The organism is Bifidobacterium tsurumiense (assembly GCF_000741765.1).
Classification (GTDB): domain Bacteria; phylum Actinomycetota; class Actinomycetes; order Actinomycetales; family Bifidobacteriaceae; genus Bifidobacterium; species Bifidobacterium tsurumiense.
The window spans coordinates 37,456-59,938 of record NZ_JGZU01000005.1; the positions used below are offsets into that span (position 1 = coordinate 37,456).

General features: G+C 53.2%; 18 protein-coding genes and 1 pseudogene. 6 read left to right on the forward strand and 13 right to left on the reverse strand.

Annotated elements, in window-relative coordinates; all coding sequences use genetic code 11:
• Positions 1-106: 106 nt before the first annotated feature.
• From def to BITS_RS03245, 4 genes are all read right to left on the reverse strand, one after another.
• The gene (gene def, locus BITS_RS03230) at positions 107-592 is read right to left on the reverse strand and encodes a peptide deformylase (RefSeq protein WP_026642220.1); all 486 of its coding nucleotides are present in this window, start codon (positions 590-592) and stop codon (positions 107-109) included.
• 67 nt (positions 593-659) lie between these two features.
• Positions 660-2,687, reverse strand: coding sequence for an AMP-dependent synthetase/ligase (locus BITS_RS03235; protein WP_026642219.1), 2,028 nt, complete (start codon positions 2,685-2,687; stop codon positions 660-662).
• Positions 2,688-2,956: 269 nt separating this feature from the next.
• Positions 2,957-3,484 (reverse strand): hypothetical protein, encoded by a 528-nt coding sequence (locus tag BITS_RS09470; RefSeq protein WP_229774813.1) that lies wholly within the window; start codon positions 3,482-3,484, stop codon positions 2,957-2,959.
• Between the two features lie 160 nt (positions 3,485-3,644).
• Positions 3,645-4,769, reverse strand: a complete 1,125-nt coding sequence (locus BITS_RS03245; protein WP_026642217.1) for a GuaB3 family IMP dehydrogenase-related protein — start codon at positions 4,767-4,769, stop codon at positions 3,645-3,647.
• Positions 4,770-4,942: 173 nt separating this feature from the next.
• Between BITS_RS03245 and BITS_RS03250 the strand changes: the two genes are divergently transcribed.
• Positions 4,943-6,166 carry an NADP-dependent isocitrate dehydrogenase gene (locus tag BITS_RS03250; RefSeq protein ID WP_026642216.1) on the forward strand — a complete coding sequence of 408 codons (1,224 nt, stop codon included), beginning with the start codon at positions 4,943-4,945 and terminating at the stop codon, positions 6,164-6,166.
• Positions 6,167-6,346: 180 nt separating this feature from the next.
• Entirely contained in the window at positions 6,347-8,059 is a 1,713-nt protein-coding gene (locus tag BITS_RS03255) for a type 1 periplasmic-binding domain-containing protein (protein WP_034533908.1), read from the forward strand.
• 172 nt (positions 8,060-8,231) lie between these two features.
• Here the strand turns inward: BITS_RS03255 and BITS_RS03260 are convergent, their stop codons facing one another.
• A complete protein-coding gene (locus BITS_RS03260) occupies positions 8,232-9,197 on the reverse strand; it encodes a ketopantoate reductase family protein (RefSeq protein ID WP_026642214.1) in 966 nt (321 codons plus the stop codon).
• A 226-nt stretch (positions 9,198-9,423) separates the two neighbouring features.
• Entirely contained in the window at positions 9,424-11,238 is a 1,815-nt protein-coding gene (locus tag BITS_RS03265; protein ID WP_026642213.1) for an AMP-dependent synthetase/ligase, read from the reverse strand.
• Positions 11,239-11,489: 251 nt separating this feature from the next.
• Between BITS_RS03265 and BITS_RS03270 the strand changes: the two genes are divergently transcribed.
• Both BITS_RS03270 and ucpA read left to right on the forward strand, forming a co-directional pair.
• Complete coding sequence (locus tag BITS_RS03270) at positions 11,490-12,926, forward strand: APC family permease (protein WP_081890976.1); 1,437 nt, start codon at positions 11,490-11,492, stop codon at positions 12,924-12,926.
• A 60-nt stretch (positions 12,927-12,986) separates the two neighbouring features.
• The gene (gene ucpA / locus BITS_RS03275) at positions 12,987-13,787 is read left to right on the forward strand and encodes an SDR family oxidoreductase UcpA (RefSeq protein ID WP_026642211.1); all 801 of its coding nucleotides are present in this window, start codon (positions 12,987-12,989) and stop codon (positions 13,785-13,787) included.
• A 325-nt stretch (positions 13,788-14,112) separates the two neighbouring features.
• On the opposite strand, the gene BITS_RS03280 is transcribed toward ucpA, so the two are convergent.
• The 3 genes and pseudogenes from BITS_RS03280 to BITS_RS09640 all read right to left on the reverse strand — a co-directional run bounded on the left by BITS_RS03280 (position 14,113) and on the right by BITS_RS09640 (position 17,652).
• Positions 14,113-14,994: an alpha/beta hydrolase gene (locus BITS_RS03280; RefSeq protein WP_044259370.1), complete on the reverse strand. Its 882-nt coding sequence runs from the start codon at positions 14,992-14,994 to the stop codon at positions 14,113-14,115.
• A gap of 89 nt (positions 14,995-15,083) precedes the next feature.
• Positions 15,084-16,799 (reverse strand): annotated as a pseudogene (locus BITS_RS03285) (CocE/NonD family hydrolase).
• A 1-nt stretch (position 16,800) separates the two neighbouring features.
• Positions 16,801-17,652, reverse strand: a complete 852-nt coding sequence (locus BITS_RS09640; RefSeq protein ID WP_081693531.1) for an MFS transporter — start codon at positions 17,650-17,652, stop codon at positions 16,801-16,803.
• A gap of 26 nt (positions 17,653-17,678) precedes the next feature.
• Here BITS_RS09640 and BITS_RS03295 point away from each other — a divergent pair, with 26 nt between their 5' ends.
• The gene (locus BITS_RS03295) at positions 17,679-18,236 is read left to right on the forward strand and encodes a helix-turn-helix domain-containing protein (protein ID WP_044259356.1); all 558 of its coding nucleotides are present in this window, start codon (positions 17,679-17,681) and stop codon (positions 18,234-18,236) included.
• A gap of 322 nt (positions 18,237-18,558) precedes the next feature.
• On the forward strand, positions 18,559-19,494 hold the full coding sequence (locus tag BITS_RS03300; protein WP_051264355.1) for a tyrosine-type recombinase/integrase: 936 nt from the start codon (positions 18,559-18,561) through the stop codon (positions 19,492-19,494).
• 75 nt (positions 19,495-19,569) lie between these two features.
• On the opposite strand, the gene BITS_RS03305 is transcribed toward BITS_RS03300, so the two are convergent.
• The 4 genes from BITS_RS03305 to BITS_RS09205 all read right to left on the reverse strand — a co-directional run.
• Positions 19,570-20,505, reverse strand: coding sequence for a nucleotidyl transferase AbiEii/AbiGii toxin family protein (locus tag BITS_RS03305; protein ID WP_160249605.1), 936 nt, complete (start codon positions 20,503-20,505; stop codon positions 19,570-19,572).
• Entirely contained in the window at positions 20,495-21,037 is a 543-nt protein-coding gene (gene abiEi / locus BITS_RS03310) for a type IV toxin-antitoxin system AbiEi family antitoxin (RefSeq protein WP_026642210.1), read from the reverse strand. Before abiEi ends, BITS_RS03305 begins: the two co-directional genes overlap by 11 nt.
• Positions 21,038-21,099: 62 nt before the next feature.
• Positions 21,100-21,942, reverse strand: a complete 843-nt coding sequence (locus tag BITS_RS08690; protein WP_051264354.1) for a hypothetical protein — start codon at positions 21,940-21,942, stop codon at positions 21,100-21,102.
• A 165-nt stretch (positions 21,943-22,107) separates the two neighbouring features.
• A partial coding sequence (locus BITS_RS09205; protein WP_044259372.1) for an aggregation-promoting factor C-terminal-like domain-containing protein occupies positions 22,108-22,483 on the reverse strand: 376 nt, incomplete at its 5' end.

Genomic DNA, 22,483 nt, shown 5'->3' on the forward strand with positions numbered 1-22,483 from the left:
CACCTGCATCACAATATCATGAGATATGAATAAACCGCCCGATATGAGGCGGTCTATTCAACAGTATTCTGGGCAATGCCGAAATCCCCGCAATGCCCAGAATCACTCAGGATCTTTGATTGCGCAAATATCGCATTGCCTCGCGACGCTCCTCGCGTTCAAGGCGATCGAGATAGACATGGCCATCGAGATGATCGCATTCATGCTGCAACATGCGCCCCATGATCCCGCTGCCTTCCAAGGTGACAGGATTGCCGTCCAAGTCGATGCCGGTCACGCGAGCATAGTCCGAGCGACGTGTTTTGTACCACAATCCAGGCACAGAAAGACATCCTTCATCCCCGTATTGCTCACCGCTTGTTTCGACGAGCACGGGATTGAGAATGTATCCGACCTTGCCATCGATATTGTACGAGAACGCCCTCAGACCGACGCCGATTTGGTTAGCCGACAGTCCCGCTCGGCCAGGATCGTCCACGGTATCAAGCAGATCCTGCACCAAACGATGCACAGCCGGGGTGATGGAAGTAATTTCATCACAGGGCGTACGCAGTACCGGATCGGGAATCACTCGTATGTCGCGTATGGTCAACGCTCATCTCCTTCTGATGCAGTCAAGTCTCACGAATGTGCACTGTAGCGTAATGTGGCTACCTTAATCACTGGGCGCGATTCTCGCGTCCGCCTTCCTGCGATGATTCGCCGCTTTGCCTCTTCATGCGTTCAGCCACCTCATTGCGCGCTTGGTCAAATGCCTGCCGCACGCGAGGTGTCATCTCCTCTGTGGCCTGCTTGACGCTTTCCGAAGCCTGTTTCACCGTCTCGGTCGTCCGATCCAGCAGTTTAGCAGTGGCGGAAGGCTCCTTGGTGGTTTCCCTTGGCGCATACAGATCTTCTTCAATCACTTGGCTGTAATGCTGAAGAACCTTTGGCCGAACCACCTTCATGCTCGGGGTCAGCGTTCCTGAATCCTGACTGAAGTCTTCGTCGAGAATCACGAATTTGCGTACGGATTCCGCACGGGAAACACTGCTATTGGCCTTGTCGATATATTGCTGGACGCATGCACGGACAGCATCGTTCTTAGCGGCTTCTTCCATGCTCATATTGGCATCCATGCCCTGGCTCTCCAACCAGGAACGCAGCATATCAGGATCGAGCGTTATCAAGGCGGCGACGAATGGCTTACCGTCACCCACCACAACGGCATGCGATACAATCGGGCATGTTCCAATGGTGTCTTCCATTGGCGCAGGGCTGATATTCTTGCCGCCGGCGGTTATGATGATGTCCTTCTTGCGGCCTGTTATGAACAGGAATCCGCGGTCATCGATCATTCCCAGATCGCCGCTGTGCAGCCAGCCGTCTTCGCCTATGGTCTCGGCGGTGAGTTCGGGCTGCTTGTAATACCCCTTGAACACGTTGGGGCCCTTGATGAGCACTTCGTCATCGTCGGCGAGTTTGATGGTGATACCGGGGCCGGGCCTGCCGACCGATCCCACGGTATTGGCATCCTCGAAATTCACCACGCAAGGCGCAGCGGTTTCGGTCATGCCATAGCCCTGGATAAAGGTAATGCCGTCCAAACCGTTGAAGAAATGAGCCAAGTCAGCATTCATCGGGGCGCCGCCGCAGGCCAGGTATTTCAGATTCGGGCCCAATGCGGAACGAATCGACGAACCTACGGTGCTCATATAGAAGGAATGCTGCAAACGGGCGAAAATGGAATGCTTGCCATCTTCGGTTTCCTTCTTCGACCACTGCACGAAATGCCTGAAAGCCTTGGCGAAGATACGGCCTTTCAGTCCGGCTCCGGCCTTCTGAGAAGCGGCATTGAACACTTTTTCGAACACACGAGGAACGCCCAAAAGGTATGTGGGTTTGAAACTACGCAGATCTGCAAGCAAATGCTTGGCGTCCGGGACATAACCGACAACCCCATTGGCGCCGATGGCGACATATTGGATGTATCGGGCAAAGCAATGCGCCAACGGCAGGAACAGGAGCAGACGTGTTGGCTGATACAGCATTTCATCAAGCACTTCATATCCTGCATACACAATATGCGTGAAGTTGCGGTTGGTCAGCATTGCACCCTTGGGTTTTCCTGTGGAACCCGATGTGTACACGATGGTTGCGAGGTCATCAGCCTTGACCCGCTCGATGATGCGGTCAAGTTCTGAGTCCTGAATGCCTGTGCCGAAATCTGCTACGGCATCAAGACCGTCCGCTTCAAAGTTGAACACATACTTCAGATCATCATGCTGCTGGCGCACACGTTCCAGGATCTGGGCATGCTGATAATCGCCTGCGAACGCGATAACAGGCGACACATCCTGTGTGATGGTTGAGGCCTGCTGTTCAGAATCGGTTTCATAAATAGGTACGCTCACGGCGCCGATTGCCGCACATGCGAAATCCACGACTCCCCATGAATAACATGTCGAGGAATAGATGACCACCTTGGATCCGGGCCTTACCCCAAGACCGACAAGCCCTTTGGCGACCTCTCGCACGCGGGATAGCATCTGCCCCGCCGTCACATCATTCCATTGCCGCGACCGCTCATCCTGCCATTGGGCGATGACGTCCTCGGGATTACGCTCAGCACGGCGACGAAGCAGTGCAAAAATGGTGTCCTTGTCTGTAGTGGGATGGAGGTTTTCCACGCTAAATTCACGCAACATACCCTCCACTATAACGCGGCGCAAGTCCGATATGGCGTTATCGCTGGCTCACAGTGAAGATACACACAATACCAATAGATATTTTGATATTGCGCTCGGATGGTGTGCTCAGTGTACCCATGGAAACACAGGAAACGACTGTGTTATGTATGAGAGAGTATGTGCCCAGTACCTTATGGAGAAACTCTGGCACGAATCGGAACTGTGTTATGCAATGAAGGAGCTCGTTCAACATCAATTCTTGGATACGTTGGTCTAAGACCGTTACTCTAACCAAGATCGGCAGTTGTGCAAATCCATCGGCTTCCTGAATATCGCAGAACCAATGTCGCCCAATATCTTAACTTGCCTATTGTGAGATGTACTGCGAATTCCACGGTTATGGGACTGATGAGCATGCCGTTGAGCCAATGCGGAATGGCTGGAAGATAACATAATTGCGCTCGCAGGTCTTCGTGGGTATTCATATGGTTATCCATCAGATAGGCCATGGTTTCCAATCGCTGAAGGCATGTCGGACTCAGATTGCGTTGCAAAACCGACGCGGAGAGTCGCCCCCGAATCACATCTGCGCTCATGCAGGCGATTCTGCAGGCAGTGAGCATCAGGGCGTTGCAGTTGGTATCGGTGGGCTCTCCTATGAAGCAGCGCGAAATATGGTATCGGATTGGCTGTGAGGTGGGATTGATGACAATGGTGCCATCGTGACTGGGCAGAACTCGACGCTCGGTTGGCGGAAATATATGAGAGGTTGGCACATCAAGAACATGTGCAGGTTGCGTTTTGCCGTTCACCATGGTGGCCCCCTTCAGCCAGATGACATCGCGTTTCAATCCCCTGTGACCGTTGCTGATGTCATATGAAAGTACAGCAAGTACAACATAACAATCCCGCCAAGTCAAACCGACTCGGCGGGATTGTGGATAAGTGGAATTCTTCAGTTGATGATTGTTTCAATCAACCGCGGTTGAACGGATTGACGACTATGCCGCAACGCTGGAAGGCTTTGAGATCCACATAGCCGGTTGATGCCATCGCCCTGCGCAACGCACCGATGAAATTGGTGGTGCCATCGGCTTGGTGACTTGGTCCGTAGAGTACCTGTTCCAGGCTGCCGACAGTGCCGACCTTGCTGCGGCGTCCACGTGGCAGTGTCTGATGGCGTGCTTCAGCTCCCCAATGCGTGCCGTGACCAGGAGCTTCTGTCGCACGTGCCAGAGGGGCTCCAAGCATAACGGCATCGGCGCCGAGCGCAAAAGCCTTGACAAAATTGCCTGAGGTTCCCATGCCGCCGTCTGCGATAAGCTGCACATACCGGCCACCGGACTCGTCCATATAGTCTCGTCGCGCCTCGGCAACGTCGGCGATAGCCGTGGCCATAGGAGCCTGCACACCAATGGTGCTTAAGGTGGCTGAAACCGCACCCCCGCCGAAGCCAACCAATACGCCGGCAGCACCGGTCCTCATCAGATGCAGTGCCGCTGTGTAATTGGTGGCACCTCCGACGATTACAGGAACGTCGAGATCGTAGATAAACTTCTTCAGATTCAAAGGCTCATGATCGCTGGAAACGTGCTCTGCGGAAACCACGGTTCCTCGGATGACAAACAGATCGACGCCCGCGTCCACAACGGTGGAATAGAACTGTTGCGTCAGCTGAGGAGACAGCGCTCCTGCGACAGTGACGCCTGCATTGCGTATTTCATGAAGTCTTTGCGCAATGAGTTCAGGACGAATTGGTGCTGAATATATCTTCTGAATACGCGCAGTTGCCACATCGTCAGGCAATTGTGCGATCTCTTGCAGATACGGTTCCGGATCGTCGTAGCGCGTCCACAAGCCTTCAAGATCCAAAACGCCAAGGGCACCCATTTTGCCCATGGCTATGGCCGTGGCAGGGCTGGTCACGGAATCCATGGGTGCGCCGATTACAGGCACATCGAATTCGTAAGCATCAACCTGCCAGGCGGTGGAAACATCCTGCGGATCGCGAGTACGTCGGGAAGGCACGATGGAGACATCGTCAAGGGTGTACGACAGGCGGCCTTTTTTGCCAAGACCAATTTCAATTTCCTGAGACATGCTTTACAGGCTAATCCCCGAGGGTGACGAGAAGCGGGCTTGCGTGCCCGTTGGCATACATAAAACAGTCGAGTGGAATACTTGCAACCGAGTACTGGGATTATTCATACATTCGTGACAAATATGCACTATGACATATGGAGATGCCATACCGTAATGATAGGAGGATAGGCATGGCCAAAATCAAAGTGGAAGGCACTGTCGTAGAGCTTGACGGCGATGAAATGACCAGAGTTATCTGGAAAGATATCAAGGATCGTCTTATTCTCCCCTATTTGGATATCAATCTCGACTATTACGATTTGGGAATCGAACATCGTGACGCAACCGATGACCAGGTGACCATAGATGCTGCCGAGGCCATAAAACGTGAACATGTCGGCGTCAAATGCGCCACTATCACTCCTGACGAAGCACGAGTCGAAGAGTTCGGACTCAAGAAAATGTGGAAGTCCCCCAATGGGACCATCCGCAATATTCTGGGCGGAACGATCTTCCGTGAGCCGATCGTGATTCGCAATGTGCCTCGACTGGTTCCGGGGTGGACGAAACCCATTGTCGTTGCCAGGCACGCTTTTGGCGATCAATACAAAGCCACGGATTTTCTGGTGAACGGCCCTGGCCGACTCACCGTGACCTTCACTCCCGAAGATGGCAGCGAACCCATTGAACATGTGGTATTTGATTATCCGGGTTCAGGTGTGGCTCAGGTGCAATACAATCTTGACGAGTCAATCAGAGGATTTGCACGGGCTTGCTTCAATTACGGTTTGATGCGCAAATACCCTGTGTATCTGTCAACGAAGAACACCATCCTCAAGGCATATGACGGTCGTTTCAAGGATATTTTCGCCCAAGTGTACGAAGAGGAATATCGCAAGACTTACGAAGAACAGGGATTGAGCTACGAGCACCGCCTTATTGACGATATGGTTGCCAGCTCCCTGAAATGGCACGGTGGCTATGTGTGGGCGTGCAAGAATTACGACGGCGACGTTCAGTCCGATACCGTTGCTCAGGGATTCGGTTCGCTTGGCCTGATGACCTCTGTTCTGATGACGCCCGACGGACGGACTGTCGAAGCGGAAGCCGCTCATGGCACTGTGACACGTCATTATCGTCGTTGGGTCAAGGGCGAGAAGACCTCCACCAATCCCATCGCTTCGATTTACGCCTGGACGGGCGGTCTGAAGCACCGTGCAAAACTGGATGGCACTCCTCAGGTCGCCCACTTTGCGGAAACACTCGAACATGTGATTATCAATACGGTGGAATCCGGCCAAATGACCAAGGATCTTGCCATGTTGATCGGCTCGGACCAGCCGTGGTTGGATACCGATGGATTCATGGACGCGCTCAGCGAAGGTCTTGACAAAGCTTTGCACGCACAGGATTGAGGTGCGCTGAAGATGCGGTTCGTTTCATTAGCGGCCGCTATCAGTGGACAATGAACGGGCATATTGCTCTGGAAAGCCCCCGGATTCGTCGATTGTGTGAATCTCAATGGCGAATTCGGGGCTTTTCCGTTGCGGCATTAGAATCGGACGAAGTGGTTTTCTTGGATCGGAAGGATTGCAATGGCTTTGCTGGATCTACGTGCTGTGCGTAAAACAGTTGCGGTAACGGCATCATTGGTATTGTTGGCGGGACTGACTGCATGTGGTCAGTCTTCAACGACACCATCGGCCAGCGAATCCGCAACCACGCAGGCGGCATTGGGATCCGTGGAGATATTCACTCCTTCCGATGGCATCACATTGTCGCAAAGAACACCCTTGAATACCTGGGGGAAATTAGTCCCAGAAATCACATCCTCATTGCGTGAACAAGGCTATGAAGCCGACGATATCGATGCTCATACGGCAGACAGTTTGGATAAGCAAAGCCGCGATATCCAGGACTATGTGGTATCGCAGGTTTCTGGTTCTTCTTCGTCGTCTTCATCCTCTGCGACACCAACGGATTCGTCTTCTCAAGATTCATCTTCGTCGCAGGCTTCTTCATCTCAGTCTTCCTCGGCTTCTGCTTCCTCATCAACAGATAGCACCACAGCCCAATCGACGTTGATCATTGCTCCTGTTGTTTCCCATAGCACCATTTCCCATCAATATGGTGATTTGGTGGAGCACGATATCACGGAAACCACGACCGATGCCTCAGATACGACTTCAAGCAGCGATGACGCTTCTGCTTCAGCGTCCTCGGATGCGTCTTCCAGTGCCTCAGGCGATGAAGATTCGTCATCGCAGAGCTCCGATTCTTCATCTGACTCGCAAAATAGTGAATACAATGAAGCCGTCCAACGTCTGCGATCTGCATTGCAGCTGGCACAATCCTCAGGAATGCACGTTATTCTTCTTTCCAGCACAATCGAAGGTTTCACCCCTGATGCCTTGGTGCGTATGTCTACGGCACGCGTAATCGGCAGCGTCCAGGCGCAACAGCTGGTGTCAAAATTGGCCTTGGACAAGGCGACATCAGATAATCCCAAGGCCGTCGAAGTGCTTCTCCCCTACGATTCTTCGTCTGCCACATCAAATGATGAAAGTTTTGCGAAGAATGCTTTTGCCGGGATTTGGGAAGTCTTGCAGCCGTATTTCACGAAAGGTGTGGTCACCAGTCCTTCCGGAAAGCTCAGCAAGGATACGACCGAAGATGACTGGGAATCGTTGACTATCGATGCAACGAGTGATCAAAGCATTGGTGAAGCCGTTTCGGATCGCCTGGATATGACCAGTGCGAACGGTTCGCATACTGGAATTGACGGAATTATCGCCTTGAACGACTATGTGGCCTCAGGAGTCATAAAACAGCTGGAAGATCTCGGCTACACTGGCTCATCGGCTGATATCAATCCTTCTATTTCGATTTCGGGAATCGTCAATAACATCACAGGCAAGCATGATTTGTCGAAAGAGGCCGTGCCTGAGCCGACGAAAAAACCGGAAAGCGAATCCTCTGGAGAGGATGCCGTCGAGGCCGTCAATAGCAGATGGCCTATTGTCACTGGCTATGGTGCCTATGTTGAACTCATGCCGCATATTGTTGATGGCAAACTGTGGATGACCGCTCTGGAAAATCGTCAGACCTATGCAAGCGATATCGCTGCAGTCACCAAACAATTGAGCGTTGGCGGATCACTTACTGATTTCAAACACGTTTCAGAGGAAACGATAAACGAAGCACAGGTGCCGGTGATTCAAGAAGATCTGCTCGCCGTGAGCGCATCCAATCTCAAATCTACATTGATTGATACAGGTTATATCTCCCTGGCGGATGCTGGATTGTGATATAAAACCAGCGCGACAAGTCGCAAACCTTTCATTGTGAGCTCACAAACGAGTGGATAAGGAAAGTTGTGGGTCCCCACCATTGATCGGCAGGGACCCACAATGCGGATGAAACTGCTATGCATGATTCATTGGCTAGGAGTCGTACCGCTCATCAGACATAATGGTCAGATCACTGCTGATGGTGAATCTGGAATGCCAACTCTGCCAAGTGCACTCCATTGGTGAGGAATGCATGGGTGCGGCAGTCCACACCGTATTGCTCGCCCAAACGCGCAATATAACCGTTGATGTAATCCACTTCGGTTTTTCTGCCGTGAATCATATCCTGATACATCGAGGGGTAATGCAATGGATTGCCGACGCGGCTTGCGTATTCGATGGACTCCACCTCTTCGTCAACCGTATTGATCATCGGGATTCCTGCGGCATCGCATGCCGCATAGGCTTCTGATACGAGCTGCTTGGTCATATCATGGGCGCCATCGAATTCCATGAACTGTCCCATGGTGATCTGATACATCGTGCATAAGGTGTTCACGACGGAATTGAACACGATTTTCGCCATACATGTGCCTTTGAAATCCGTCGTAATTTCAGGATTCATATTGGCAGCGGCGAAATCATGAGCAATGGCCTTTTCGATGTCGGTGACCTTTTCATTCATGGCGCACATATGCATCGAACCGGTGCCGGGCTTGCCGATGAAATCGACATCTCCTGGGCCGTTCAACACGGTTGCGATGATTGCCGTGCCGCCGTAGATGCGGTCTTCAGAGAAGTATTGGTTGATCTTTTCGAAGTGTCCCCAACCGTTCATTGCCGAGAATGCCACCTGATGGTCTTTGAACAGCTGTGAGCAGCGTTTAAGCATGTCTTCAAGCTGCATTTGCTTCATGAATATGATCCATACATCCGGATCGCCAGCATATTCTTCAGGGGTATACAGATTGACGGGAACTAGATGACGTCCCTCGTGATCTCGACTGACCCAGACGCCGCCCTGTTCTTTTACGGCCTGAATATTGGGTTCCCAAGCATCGATGAAGTCGACATTGAAACCGGCATTTTGCAGCAGAATGCCATAGCGATAGCCCATAGCACCTGCACCAATCACTGCATACTTCAGTTCGTTCATATTCCCCTCGTTTGTCATATGCGATTCATGCGTATTCAATCAGCATTACCGAAGCGCCACTTGGCATCGGCTCTGTCGTCCTGTGATCCAAGTCGCATTTCTGATAATGGCAACGCCTGGACGGTTCGATGAGCCGTCCAGGCGCATATGCATGACACTATGATGCAATCTCAACGACGATGAACGGATATGTCCACAATGTGATTGAGATCAATCGATGAATCAATTACTGCTTGCGAGGCTTGTAAATCACGTTGTTGATCAGATCGCGATAGTGCTCGGTCACTGCCTGCCTGCGCGCTTTGAGGCTTGGCGTCACCAATCCATTGGCTTCAGAGAATTCCTCTGGAACGATTTCGAATTTTCTAATGGATTCTGCACGAGAAACCAGCTCATTGGCTTTATTGACAGCACGGTCCACTTCGGCGCGGACGATCGGGCTGACACTTGCCTGCTTCAAGTCGGCGACGGGTTGTGCTCCGTTTGACTGGAGCCACAGATTGGTCTCTTGCAGATCCAAGGCAATAATGGCGGCAATAAAAGGTTTTCTATCGCCTATGACCACACATTGGCTCACTACCGGAGATGTCATAATGGAGGCTTCCATCTCATTGGGTGACACGTTCTTGCCGCCTGCGGTAATGATGAGATCCTTTTTCCGACCGACGATGCTGACGAAACCGTCTTCGTCAATGGAGCCCAGATCGCCTGTATGCAGCCAGCCGTCCACGATTTGCTCTCGGGTGATTTCAGGGTGATTGTGATATCCCATGCATACCGCACGGCTTTTTACACACAGCTCTCCGTCATCATCAACTCCCATCGAAACCCCTTGCAGAGGAAGTCCGATCGTGCCGATTTTGTATCCAACGGTAGGATTCACACTTGATGGAGCGCATGTTTCGGTCATGCCGTATCCCTCCAAAAGTGGAAGTCCAACACCATTGAAGAAATGAGCAATTGAAGCATCAAGAGGAGCGCCACCGGAGACGGCATATTCGACCGAACCGCCGAAGACTTCCATAATCGTGGAATACACCAACTTTGCATACAGTGCATGGCGCATACGCAGCAGGATCGGGATCGGCTCGCCGGATTGCTGTGCTTGAGACCAATCGCGTGCCGTTTGGGCCGCTCTGGAGAAGATTCTTCCAGCGAGGCCGGTGCCAGCCTTTTGCGAAGCTGCGTTATAGATCTTTTCGAAAATACGCGGCACAGCAAGGATGAATGTTGGCTTGAAAGCCTTGAAATCTGCCAAAATTGTTTTGAGATTGCTGGAAAGTCCCAAAGTGACGTTTCCTGCAAAGCAGAAGAATTGCATATAACGGGCAAACACGTGTGCAAGCGGTAGGAACAACAGCAAACGGCGATTTGGCTTCAAAGCGATATCGGGCATCGACTGCACGCCTGAATAGGTGATGAATACGAAATTCGAATGCGATAATTCAATGCCCTTAGGCGTTCCTGTGGAACCTGAAGTGTACACAATGGTCGCCAAGTCATCTCCGCGAACCAGCAACACACGTTCGTTGAACTTCTCCTGGCTTACAGATTTGCCGTATTCCTCGAGAGTTTCGATGGCGTCATTTGAGAAGACATACACATCCCGCAGAGTCTTGCAATCATTGCGCACCGATTCGATTTTATCTCTCTGTGCATCGTCTTCTGCAAAAGCAAGCGTCACCTGAGAATCGTTGAAAATCATGCGAACTTGGGCCGCAGAATTGGTTTCATACACAGGAACGGTTACGGCTCCGATGGACATGATAGCCATGTCCATGACCGTCCATTGCCATGAGGTGTGTGCGATTATTGCAACCGAATCTCCGGGCATGACTCCTCTGGAAATCAGGCCTTTGGCAACGGAGATCACCTTGTCGCGGAATTGTTCGGCTGTGAAGGATTGCCATTCGCCATCGGCATCCACATATTCCACTAATGAATCATGCGGAGCCCGATCGACTCGTTCTTGCAGTATCGAAAATACATTGGCGTCGCTGTCAATATCACGTTCAAGAGGTCTGGTGTATTCGCGCTTCATATCTCTCCCTGCTATTCATGGTCTTTTACCTATTGTAATCACCTGTACATGTCATTGCGCATAGTCGACACTCGAATCAGGGGTCTATGCTTTTCGGCGAGTTGCCGCTTGATCGCTTCATTTGTGCAGTTTTTTCGACTGGCCGTGTTTGCGTGCTGAAAAGAAGCTGGATATGCTAGCGGCAGCAGTGAGGTTCCCGTGCGGCAAGGAGGCCGCTCCCCCACTGGACTGGCCTGTCTCAGGAGGACAACATGTCAGATATCACCAATAATGCGCCGCCGCCTGCGGGAGAAGATACGGGCCTGAAGCGCAGTCTTAAGCTCGTGTTTGTATACACGGTCGCCACAGGATCCATATTCACCTATGTCAGCTATTGGGATTCGGTATTCTTCGGATACACCGGTTCGGGCACATTCCTTGCCTTCGCATTGATGACATTGGCCATCTTGCCCGTGGCTCTGGTGTACAGCGAAATCTCCCCGCTTTTCAAAACCGCTGGCGGTGAATTGATCTACAACACGGTTGGCATCAACAAACATTTCGGCTTCTTTGCATCATGGCTGATCATGGCTGCATGGATTTCAGTTCCACCAGCCGTTGTTATGGCAGTGGCCACATTCATCAGTAAGCAATTCAATCTGAATCTGAGCTTCCAAACCACCATTCTCATTGGTGTGGTGATTCTGCTTTTGGTGTTCTTCATGAGTCTGCAGGATATTCAGTTCCTCGTCAAGGCGCAGGCCACCTGCTTATTCGCCAATATTGCCACGACGTTGATCACTGCTGTGCTCATTCTGACTTCCGGTCATTGGAGCTTTGATAATGTGATCGGATCCTTCTCCTTCAGCGCCTTGGATGGCACTTTCGGCATTCCGGGTTGGGTAATCGGCATGGCTTTGCTGATTACGCCGTATTTCGGATTCGAAACCGTGCCGCAGATGGTAGAGGAAGGCGATTTCCCGATCAATAATACGAAGAAGGCCATCTGCGGTTCTGTGATCACGTGCGGCGCGATCTATTCCATTTTCTTCTTCTGTGTCGCAGGCCTCGCACCGGTTAAGGACCTGCTTGCCGGTGATGCTGCGAATGGGTTCATGACGATCACCGCAATGCAGAATATTCTCGGATGGAAGTTCTGGCCGGTTGTCTACGGTTTCGTCTCGATTCTCATGGGTATGACCGCTTCGATTCTGGGATTCTGGATGTCGACTGTGCGCATGCTGTATTCGATGGGAACCAAGAACTTCCTGCCATCTGCGTTCACCAAGGTCAACAAGCACCAGCAGCCTATTTTGCCGAATATCTTCCTGCTGGTCGTGAGCATCACCTTCATCCTTCTGATGAATGCAGGCACCTTTATGAATGATTTCTTCAATCTCATGTCATTCGGATGCGCATGCGCCTATGCATTGACGATGATTTCGGCGGTTCGTATGCGTCACAAGCATCCGGATTGGTATAAGGGCAATAAGAATGTGGTCAAGGGGCGGCGATGCGATGCGCATTCTCGCATGGTGATCATGATTGCGATTGCCTTCTTCTGCACACTCGGTCAGGGAGTCGGCTCTTGGATTTCCTTCGCAGTGTATTTGGGCATAGGCGTGGTCATTTGGCTGTGGATGCTGCTCGTGCGTTGGAAGAAGACGCCTGTAGTCATCGAAACACCTGATGGCGAACAAACATTCTAAGAACAATCAAACAAACACCAAACATAAACCAACTGATTATTTCAACCAAAGGAGTTCATTATGGCAAAGCTCGACGGAAAAACAGCATTGATCACCGGTGCCGCTGCAGGACTTGGCGAGGGTATCGCAGAAGTGTATGCAAAGTATGGCGCGAATATCTGCATGGTGGATCTGGATCCGTCAGTGGAAGAGACTGCTGAGCGTATTCGCGGCCTATATCCCGATGCCCGCATTATTACCCAGGTCGCCAATGTGGCGGATCGTGCGCAGATGGATGCAGCAGCTGCCCGCACCGTTGAAGAATTCGGCACTATCGATGTTGCGTGCGCCAATGCCGGCGTGTGTCGTCTGGCGCCATTCGAGGAGATGACGGACGAAACCCGTGACTTCCACATTGATGTGAATATCAAGGGCGCGTGGAATACCTGCAAGGCGGTTATTCCAGCGATGCTGAAGGCCGGCAAAGGCGCGATCGTCATAGCAAGCTCGGTGACCGGCGACATTGTCGCTGATGCCGGTGAGGCTGCATATGCCATGAGCAAGGCCGCTTTGGTGGGCTTGACGAAGTGTCTTGCCGTCGAATATGCAGACCGTCATATCCGTGTGAACTGCTCGCAGCTTGGCTATGCACGCACGCCGATGGTGGAAAAGATGGCCTTGGAATCCAATCCGGACAATCCTGAGGAGGCAATCAACGATATCGCAGTAGGCGTGCCTATGAAGCGTTTGGCAAAGCCGACCGAGGTTGGTGAACTCTTCGCCTTCCTTGGCAGTGACGAAGCCAGCTACATCACCGGTGAGCAAGTGGTTATCGACGGCGGAAGCACACTGCCGGAGACCATGAGCATGGGTACGAACTGATTGCCGCATCGTTGAGCAATCATCGGTGGTTTTGCCGCCGGTAGGAACGCGCAACTCAATCTCGGATAGCAAGGGTGCCGCTGTTCTGGGCTGTGAAGCTCGGGCAGCGGCACCCTTTTGGTCGTGCGAAAGATGTCATTTTGTTTATTTGGCTTGGTGTCAGCGGCAGTTTGTGCTTTGAAACCAAGCCGATATTGTGTGGCATTTTGACTTGGTTTGTACGCTCTGCATAGGTTGCTGTTCACACGATATCTATCGCAGGAACTCATAAAAAACCACATTGGGTTTCTTTTCAAGAAATACCCTGTACCGAGGTTGCATTTCGCTAAATGTATTGCTTAAAGAAGCGAGAGATATCAGTCGCTGCTTGTTGCGCTTCCGTTGCGGCAGGGTCTCCTGCTTGAGTGATACCAAACACATGGCCTAGCGCGCGTTCATTGCCTTTGGGGCAAATGTGCAATGGGTGATTTTTATGCCGATATTGCAGTATCCGTGCAAGTTCCAACGAGTTGTCTGCCAGAGAATCTTCGAAGCTGGTTATCAATAGCATAGGTGGAATGTTGCCATCCACCACCAGTCTATCCAGATCGAGATAAGGGTTTATCATGATTCTGTCATGTGGTGTCTGGAAATAGCCCCGTTCATAGTATGACAACGCCGTTGCGTGCACACCTCCTTCTACGCGATACATTCCTGAAGTGCCTGCAAGGGGCATGCACTGTGAGTCCTGACGGCTGCAGACCAAGCCTGGCAGCAAGTTCTGGAGAGCCGTTGGCGGCGCATGCGTATAAGGTAAGGACTGCCCCGCGGAATCACCGGTCATGCACACGCGCTGTGCATCAAGGCCATATTCGGCTCCGTGATTGCGAATCCATGATAAAACAGATATTGCATCAGATAGTTGCTGTGGGAAAGACACTTGCGGTACAAGCCTGTAATTCGCGTTGACAACGGCGAAACCCTGTGATGCGAGTATCATGTCACGGCACAGATTATTTTCTTTAGAGCCGTAATATAAGCCCCCGCCATGGAAATCAACGATAACTGGCAGCAGGCTCTCACCCGTTTTCTCGGGCTTATAGATATCCAGCAAATTACCGGTTTCAGGCGAAGCGTCCTTGCCATCCTTATACAGAATATCCTTGATTTGGTTCACTCCCTTAGGCAATACCTGCGTTTTAAGATGTTGTGCATCGCCGCGTGCCATATTCGCGGCATTGGTGGAAAATAATTCTATTGTCTCGTTATCTAGCGTATTCATCCTCGCTGTGAATTCGACTGCAAAGCATTCTTATTTCATTGTTTTGCTACGCGTACGGGCAAAACGATTGCAGATGGTGTCGTTTCTCCTGTATGGATAGTTTGGTGAGCCACGACCGTTTCTTTCTGTTCGCACCATGGATCCGCAGTGTTTGCATGAACGGAATACTGCGGGAAATCACTTGAAGAGATATCGCAACGGAGGCGAGCGCCAACAGGTATTTCCCAACAGATATCCCACATCTCGATTTCAACTTTACGGATTTCTCCAGGTATATATGGTTTCTCATCATGCCCATCCAAAACCATTGTTGTTATGGACGAACGGTAATTCCGTGTTGTGCCATCAGGGTCAACACACATCAGTTTGGCCGTGAACGCGGTGTCAGGTGCGCTGGAGGAAACATATAAATCGATATGTATGCGCCCTTGAATCACTGGATCTTGAGTAAAGATATCAGAAACGAAATTTATGACATCATCCCTCCAGCCAGGTTCAGGCTGGATCAAAGCGCCAATTTGATCCATCGAAGTAAGTAGCGCCTCTCCTCCGTGGGTTGGAACCGGATTATTCGGATCATAATCATATTTGATGTCATTCATGCGATCCGGTGTTTGAGACAGTGTCCGTGCTTCGTCGTTTTGTATATCTTCATTAGTATCCGAAGAAAGATAGAACACAGACTGTGCGGATCTTTCAAGAGGCAAAGGCCAGGAGCTGGCAGTATGCAATGTGTCGCTGCCAATCTCGTAATACTCGATGCGCCTATCTGGTGTGATGCCTTGACGTAGCGTTATGTCGAACCATTCAAGAGCAGCTGGCAACTCGCTTGCCTCGAGTTGAGACGGTTCGATTCCTTCAAGTGGATTGAGGAAATAATGATTCCAGCATCCGATTCGCAGCCATGAATGCTGTTTGATTGTCTCCGGCAATGTTTCATATCCGGTTAATGCACTACCCAAATGATGGTCGAACCACCCTTCGTGTATGAGCATTGGCACTTTGGCATGTGATGGAATGTTTTTGAGCATGCCCCAAAAAACCAGTATCCCAATATGGACAGTCCCTTTCGGATGGCTGATCCAATCTCGGTACCATTCCAAACGCCCTCCCCATAGATCTTCATCAACATTGATTTGGGGTCTGTATTGAGCGGATGTCAGATAATCCGCGTTCACAGGATGCCCCGCGTTTTGCATTGCCCATGCGTTGAACACATCGCAGCGGAATGAACCATTCTGCCATGCAGAGGAAAAACGATCGGTGCCATAGCGATTGGCACATATGGATTTCACCTTGGGAGTGGTGATGTCGGCCAGCACCCAACATGTCAGGGAAAGGTATGACGCCCCCCACAGTCAGATCGGCCCCACCCAATCCTGAGCTTCGAGCCATTCCAGCAGATCGGCTCCGTCAGGTCGTTCGTTCACATCGGGCTCCCAGATGCCTTCTGATGTGCGGGTGCCTCGACACCATTGACATACCAGGGCGTACCCACGTTGTGTCAATTCGCTGCCATGAAGTTGCCAAAGCGGAACTTGTTGAGGATATGGGCATCTGACAACAATGGTGAGCCAGGGCCCTTCGCCTTCCGGTGTATATATTTCGGTGGTGAGTTTGACGCCATCAAAGCATGTTACGGATGTACTCCTTGTTTCCGCAGAAGAGTGCGTACGTGGATATGGAGATGCGTCATATCGTGCTTTGATGCCGTTGAGGTAACTCTTCAAAAAATCGTCTTGAGATGTCATGTTATGCCTCCAGATTTTCGGTTTGCTTCAGTGGACGAAGTCGGTACGCCATCACCGCTGCTACAGCGGCTATTACGTATAGCACTACATTGCCGATCGGGGACGGGATGTATAAGCCTGTGATGTCATAAACAGCACCATGTGCAGTAACGGCAATTGCTGATGCGACTCCGCCGAATATGCTGACGATTGGAAGAATTTCACTGTAATCACGTTGTCCAAAAGATGATCGAATAAGCCAAGGAAGAGCAACGAGAACCACACCTTGGCCCAATCCTGCCAGGAATCCCGAAACGGTGGCAAGTGCAGGTGAACTGGCAAACGACATAAGAGCCCAGCCTGAAAGACCGATACATGCATATGAAAGTATGGCGACTTCGGTTTTTACCCGGTCGAGCAGAATGCCGATTGTAGACTTCCCGGCGAAAGCTCCGAACATGATTCCCGAGACGACCATTGCGCCTTGGCTGAGGGTCAGGCCGCGGGACAACTCATAGCCGGAGACATGCTGGACGATACCTGCAACTATTTGAAGAAGTACTGAGACTACGACCAAGAGGGCAAAGGATGGAGTTCTAAATGCCTTGGAGGAAGCAATGCCAGGTAATTCACCATTTGTTGATGCATTGGTTTCTGCTTCATGGCTGACATGTCCATATGCCTGTTCCCCCTTTGTTGAATCAGGGCGGAACTTAAAAACCAGTAACGAGAATGGCAAGATGCAAATCACAATGATCGCAGCGGTGATTTGATACGAAGTGCGCCAGCCCAAATTAGTGATGAAACTTGAAACAATCGGATTAAAAACAGTTCCTCCGATGCCACTGAGACCGAGCGCAATGCCCATGACCATGCCAAGCTTGTCTTCGAACCAGTTGGATGGCTGAACGGGGCTTCTATGGCACTACGGTGCAGGAAGTTGCGGATCGCGTCGGACTGAGCCAAGCTGGTTTGCTGAAATATGTGAAAAACAAAAGCGGCCTCTTATCGCTTGCTCTCAAATACTACGATGGTTCATCTTCAGCCCAAGAATATGTTGACAAGCATCTTCAGATGTCAGAGGCAGAGCTCCACGAAGACCCTCTGCTCTTGCCAAGGTGGTATCGCATAATAGCCGAAGATAATGTGAAATCTCCAAAATTGACTCAGATGTATTTGGTGCTCCGCGCAGAAGCAATAGATACGTCTCATCCTGCGCATACGTATTTCTCTGAGCGCGGTACGCGACTGCGCTCGCAAATCGGAAAACTGCCATGGAAACTGCCGTCGGAATTCGATACCGAGGAGAAAATCGGCATGTTATCCATGGCCGTTGGTTCGGCGATGGAGGGCTTGGAACTACGGTGGCTCGGTGAACCTAATATTGATCTGCTGAGCAACTGGTCGTATTACGAGGATATTCTCTTCCCACTGCCTCATTGGGAAGGGTACAGATAACGATTGGCCCAATGGGCCAATAGGTCCAAAAACTCGAACCGAAATGATGCTATGAAAAACAAAACCCCCGGGGACCGGGGGTGAAAGCTCCTGCGGCTGGGCTTGAACCAGCGACCGTCCGGTAAGCAATCCTCCGACTCGATTGTATCAATAGATCTACACATGCTTTTCGTTGCAGCATGGGCCATTTGGGGAGTTTCGTTGAAATCCCCGATTCTCGACAAATAACGAAATCCAGTCGGATAGTTTTCCTTTGGGAGGCAGATGGTCTGCCTCCTTTTTCTATACGCAAAGAAGATTCAGAGGAGAACAAGGAGATGCAATGAAATGCTGGAACGAGAAACGACGAAACTGTCCGCATTCGGAACCGCTGGACGGATGGGGGCCCTCGGTCGAGCAATGGATCGACTACCTCGACGTCATCGGACGCAGCAGGGAAACACTGAGGACGCGATGGTATCAGATCAGCGAGTTCTCACGATTCGTCGGCAAGGAGATCCCTGACGTCACCGAGGACGATCTGGTCATGTGCATGGCACGCTTGAACACCGAATCCAGAAAGGGCATGAGAAGTTGCGTCAAGACGTTCTACGACTGGTGCATCAAACACGACCTCGCAGCCGACAATCCAGCCGCGGAGATCCCCGCCGTGAAGACCGATGTCAAAGGAGGTCTGATCTGTCCCGAGGAGGCCGTGGCGCGAGGCCTGTCCGACCAGGACGAGAACGCGAGCATCGCGGTCATGCTCGGCGCGTTCTGCGGGCTCCGGAGAATCGAGATGACCCGAATCAACACCAGATCCGACCTTGAGGAGACACCCAACGGTCTGGTGATCCTTATCCACGGCAAAGGCAACAAGGAACGCAAACTCCCCGTCCCCGAAAGACTCGCCGGCAAGCTCCGCGACCGGCCGACGGGATGGCTGTTCCCCGGAGACGTACAAGGCCACTGCGGCGTCGATTTCGTCGCCAAACGCATCAAGAAGGCAACCGGATTCCCATCTCACGCGCTACGCAGACGATTCGCCACCGTGGCATACTATCGCTCCGGATGCAACATCATCCTCGTCTCGAAAATGCTCGGCCACTCGAACATCGTCACGACCATGCGCTACATCGGCCTCATGCAGGACGAGATGCGCAACGCCGTCGAGGCCACGACACGCACGGATCCGGGAATCGTGCTCTCGCCGACCGCGTTCACGGGACGTACCGACGTTTTCGACGTCCCCTACGACCTGACCACGGCCCGAATCTAAATGGACCGTAGCGGTATCTCGGCAAGACGTTCGGCTCGACGTATTCGGGACGCGAACGAAACCGGTGATCGCGGATCAGATGGTCCTGAACCCGACGCCGGGAACGTTCCCGTCCATGGTCAGCGGATCGGCGGGATCCGCGACGGCGTGGACGGGTGACAGGAAAAGGGACTCCACGGTTCTGGCGGCGGCCTGTCTCCATAAGGCATCGCCCACCGTCCGGTCGTACACCCGTGGTTCAAGGAACCGGTGCATCTCCGCGGCGAACCCGTCGCCTTCCATGATTCCGCCGACGGCCCCGGCCCTGCCCTCGAATCCGTTCCATTCGTCCGCTTCGTCATAGTCGACGGCCTTCCGCGCCGCCATATCCCACGCCGAGCCGACGTCGACGCCTCTGGGCAGCAGCCAATTCACATCCCACAGGTCACGGTATCTCGGATGACCGGCACAGACATAGGAGACCATCTTGTCCGCCAATATCTCGCCCAGACTCTCCACCCGCACGGGAATCTGATCGAAAAGACCGGAAAGCTGCGGATAGTTCACATTGACCAGACCTGCGACCGGCTCATACGAGGGGACGGCAGCCACCTCCAGCTTCACGATCTGGCTCGGAAGATCGCGGCGCTGCCCGGACACCCGGATACGGATACGCCACCTGCTCACCGTGGATCCGTCATCCTTCGGCTCACGCACCTTCACCTCGATCTCCGGATCGACCGAAGACAACGCCCGCACCAGGACGTCACCAAGACCACGCATGTCCGACCCGGCGAAACCCTTGCCGCCCACGAAATCAAGATCCTCGCTGTATCGCGGCGACCCATGGCACAGCCGCAGACTCGTCCCGCCCTGGAACACGACCCTATCGAGGTATCCCGTCTCCCGCATGGCCGACAGGATATGGTAATGCAGCACCTCCTTCTCGATGACGGGCAGCAACGCCGGCACCCCGGACGCCGAAACGATGGACTCGGCGATACGCCGGAACTCGGAAACCTCACCATTCATCGTCATCCTCCAATTCATCCATGTCGATCAGACCGGCATTGCGCCCGGTGGACCTGAGATTGTCATACGCGAACCGTTTCGTCGCGATCGGCAGACGCCCTCCACGATAGACAAGATTACCGATGATGCGCGAGGGCGCGAGCTTGCTGTGAGTCAGGTCGATGACGCCGAACCGGGTATGGAACTCGCCCTCCCTGCCCGTGGTCATGTACGTGGTCCGGCCCACGGGAATCTGGCTGATGACGCCCCACTGGCTCAACGCGCTCTCGCAGCTCTCCCAGGTGACCCGCCCCGGACGCAGGCACCGCACGATGTCGTCCAATGTGCCGGCGCCGACATGCCGCGACAAAGGAAACACATAAACGCCATGCGTGGCCCGCTCAAGCACACCTCCGGCGGCCAGCGAACATACCGTGCGGTCCAAAGCCCGCCCGGACTCGCCCAGCACGATGGAAAGATCCTGCTTGCGATACACATACAGCCCCGAAGCGTCGGCATTGGCCAGACGACGAAGGGCTTCATCACGTCTCATGAAAACAAGTATACAAAAACACCCATATAAATAGGTATTCACGTACACCAATGACATGCGTTTCACATCATCAGGCCCGGCGTGTTCGCGTCATCCATGGCGATGTTCGTCGGGTCGGCGGGATCGGCCGCGGCGAACATGCTGATCGAACCATCACCATGACGTTCGTACGACAACGGCTCGTAACGCAAACCGCCGGCCGTGCGCGGAATCCCGTCCGACAACGGCGCGGAGACCCCGGAACGCACGCCGCGCACCGAATCCGTCGCCGACGAGCCGGTCGGTTCGAGCCAGTGCAGCCAATCCGTGGCCCTGACCGTCCTCCCCTCGAAACGCGACAGGAACCGGGCCACGTCGCCGCGCCCCACGGCCAGCGGACCGCCCACGCGCATGTCATCGGTCACGCGCGACACCATCGGCACCAGCGTCCGCGTGTACACGAGCACGCGATCCCTGCCGTCGTCGAGGATCATCTGACGTTCAGCGGACGGGACGAGCCCGTCCACCGCATTCACCATGCGCACGGTCATCCCCCGATCCCATTCCAGGTCGACCGTCTCGGCAAGCCGCTGCGCAAGACGCACGGCCAGGCACAACGCCTCGGGATCGGCCAGGGCGAGGTCGCGCCGACCCCCGTCGACCCGCCACAGGCGCACCGGCGCATCCGGACGGAACGCCACTGACACCGGGCCTGCGCCCTCATGGTCACGGATCATGCGCGACGACATGAACCCCGTGTATCTCCATCCGCCCAGATCGAACCCGTCGACCTTGCAGCCGGGCGGCATGGCCACCGTCATCATGCTCCACTCGCGCCCATCCCGGCCACGCCGGGTAAAACGATTAACCGCATCCACCGGGAAATCGGCCCGCGGCCACGCGCCGCCACGGCCATGAACCGTCATAGTCACGTCCCTTCCACGCTTGGCCGAGTCGAGTCAGGCCGGTTGTTTCCTGCCTCGCCCGACATGGCGGCATCCGACGACGGGGTCACGGGGTCGGCGGGATCGGTCATGAGGCCCGTTCCGTCGTCCTCGGCGTCGCATGCGGCCTCCGCTCGTGTCCTGTTGTCAGTACCAGTTGTGCGCGAGCCAGAATTGTTTTGCCCGGCCGGGGCTGCCGTAGCGGCCCTTGATGTAGTCGAGTCCCCATTTGATCTGGGTGGCTGCGTTGTCCTTCCAGTCGGCGCCGGCGGACGCCATCTTGCTGCCGGGCAGCGCCTGGGGGATGCCGTACGCGTCCGACGTGGGGTTGTCCGCGTTCCACCGCCAGCCGGACTCGTGGTCCCAGATCCAGACCAGCGCCTGCCAGTCGTTCTCGTTGTCCCACTCCTTGTAGCCGCTGGCGATCATTTGGCGTGCGATGGATTGCGCCTCGGCGGGCGCGGCGTGCACGCCGTCGCCCTCGTAGTCGACCATCACGTCGGCCGAGTCCGCGCCGCACGTC

Coding starts and splice junctions, on each gene's coding strand:
- BITS_RS03235 (WP_026642219.1), bottom strand. CDS start 2,687: ATGTTGCGTGAATTTAGCGTGGAAAACCTCCATCCCACTACAGACAAG.
- BITS_RS09470 (WP_229774813.1), bottom strand. CDS start 3,484: ATGGTGAACGGCAAAACGCAACCTGCACATGTTCTTGATGTGCCAACC.
- BITS_RS03245 (WP_026642217.1), bottom strand. CDS start 4,769: ATGTCTCAGGAAATTGAAATTGGTCTTGGCAAAAAAGGCCGCCTGTCG.
- BITS_RS03250 (WP_026642216.1), top strand. CDS start 4,943: ATGGCCAAAATCAAAGTGGAAGGCACTGTCGTAGAGCTTGACGGCGAT.
- BITS_RS03255 (WP_034533908.1), top strand. CDS start 6,347: ATGGCTTTGCTGGATCTACGTGCTGTGCGTAAAACAGTTGCGGTAACG.
- BITS_RS03260 (WP_026642214.1), bottom strand. CDS start 9,197: ATGAACGAACTGAAGTATGCAGTGATTGGTGCAGGTGCTATGGGCTAT.
- BITS_RS03265 (WP_026642213.1), bottom strand. CDS start 11,238: ATGAAGCGCGAATACACCAGACCTCTTGAACGTGATATTGACAGCGAC.
- BITS_RS03270 (WP_081890976.1), top strand. CDS start 11,490: ATGTCAGATATCACCAATAATGCGCCGCCGCCTGCGGGAGAAGATACG.
- ucpA (WP_026642211.1), top strand. CDS start 12,987: ATGGCAAAGCTCGACGGAAAAACAGCATTGATCACCGGTGCCGCTGCA.
- BITS_RS03280 (WP_044259370.1), bottom strand. CDS start 14,994: ATGGCACGCGGCGATGCACAACATCTTAAAACGCAGGTATTGCCTAAG.
- BITS_RS09640 (WP_081693531.1), bottom strand. CDS start 17,652: ATGGTCATGGGCATTGCGCTCGGTCTCAGTGGCATCGGAGGAACTGTT.
- BITS_RS03295 (WP_044259356.1), top strand. CDS start 17,679: ATGGCTGAACGGGGCTTCTATGGCACTACGGTGCAGGAAGTTGCGGAT.
- BITS_RS03300 (WP_051264355.1), top strand. CDS start 18,559: ATGAAATGCTGGAACGAGAAACGACGAAACTGTCCGCATTCGGAACCG.
- BITS_RS03305 (WP_160249605.1), bottom strand. CDS start 20,505: ATGAATGGTGAGGTTTCCGAGTTCCGGCGTATCGCCGAGTCCATCGTT.
- abiEi (WP_026642210.1), bottom strand. CDS start 21,037: ATGAGACGTGATGAAGCCCTTCGTCGTCTGGCCAATGCCGACGCTTCG.
- BITS_RS08690 (WP_051264354.1), bottom strand. CDS start 21,942: ATGACGGTTCATGGCCGTGGCGGCGCGTGGCCGCGGGCCGATTTCCCG.